General features: G+C 60.7%; 1 protein-coding gene and 1 other annotated feature. The gene reads left to right on the forward strand.

Features of this window, described 5'->3' with window-relative positions; genetic code table 11:
* Nucleotides 1–50 precede the first annotated feature (50 nt).
* A protein-coding gene (locus HDG33_RS36820) for an IS3 family transposase (RefSeq protein ID WP_184041225.1) occupies nucleotides 51–1,259 on the forward strand; the annotation gives its coding sequence in 2 pieces (ribosomal slippage) (nucleotides 51–339 and nucleotides 339–1,259; 1,210 coding nt annotated over the 2 pieces). This gene is flagged as partial in the annotation.
* Nucleotides 329–445: a sequence feature (AL1L pseudoknot), on the forward strand. (Overlaps the previous gene by 117 nt.)

Here is a 1,259-nt window from a genome sequence, read left to right on the forward strand (position 1 = left end):
TGAACCGCCCCGGATTTGGTGGAGGCTCCAACTCTTGAGAAAATGGAGCCATGAACAAGTCGAACAAGTTTTCTGCTGAAGTCCGGGAACGTGCAGTGCGCATGGTGCAGGAGCATCGCGGCGAGTATCCGTCGCAGTGGGCGGCGATCGAATCCATCGCCCCCAAGATCGGTTGCACGAGCCAGACATTGCTGGGGTGGATCAAGCGAGAGGAAGTGGATAGCGGGGAGCGTGAGGGCGTGACTACGTCGGAACGCGAACGCCTCAAGGCACTGGAGCGCGAGAACAAGGAACTGCGCCGTGCCAACGAGATTCTGAAGCTGGCGAGTGCGTTTTTCGCCCAGGCGGAGCTCGACCGCCGCCTGAAGTCCTGAAGGCCTTCATCGATCAGCATCGCGATACCTTCGGGGTCGAGCCGATCTGCAAGGTCTTGCGGATTGCCCCGTCGGGCTACCGGCGCCATGCCGCGCTGCTTCGTGATCCGTCGCGGCGCGGTGTTCGCGCAATCCGCGATGAATGTCTGCGGCCGGAGATCAAGCGCGTGTGGCAGGCCAACATGCAGGTCTACGGCGCGGATAAAGTCTGGAAGCAGATGAACCGGGAGCGTATCGCGGTGGCGCGCTGCACGGTCGAACGGTTGATGAAGCAACTGGGTTTGCGCGGCGTGATGCGAGGCAAACGTGTTCGCACGACTGTTCCTGATGCCATAGCCCCGCGCCCGCTGGATCGGGTCAATCGCCAGTTCAAGGCGGCACGGCCGAACCAGCTCTGGGTTTCGGATTTCACCTACGTTTCGACGTGGCAGGGCTGGCTGTATGTGGCCTTCGTGATCGACGTGTTCGCTCGCCGTATCGTCGGCTGGCGCGTCAGCTCCTCGATGACCACGGACTTCGTTCTGGATGCGCTCGAACAGGCGCTTTACGCGCGGCGCCCGGGTGACGACGGAACCTTGATACACCATTCGGACAGAGGGTCCCAATACGTCAGCATTCGCTACAGCGAACGGCTGGCTGAAGCGGGCATCGAACCGTCGGTCGGCAGCCGGGGCGACAGCTACGACAACGCCCTGGCTGAAACGATCAACGGCTTGTACAAGGCTGAACTGATTCATCGCCGCACTTGGAAAACGCGGGAATCCGTTGAACTGGCAACGCTGGAGTGGGTGGCCTGGTTCAATCATCATCGATTGATGGAACCCCTCGGCTATATCCCGCCCGCTGAAGCTGAGGCAAACTACTATCGGCAACTTGAAACAACTG

It is taken from the genome of Paraburkholderia sp. Cpub6, from assembly GCF_014201065.1.
Classification (GTDB): Bacteria; Pseudomonadota; Gammaproteobacteria; order Burkholderiales; family Burkholderiaceae; genus Paraburkholderia; species Paraburkholderia tuberum.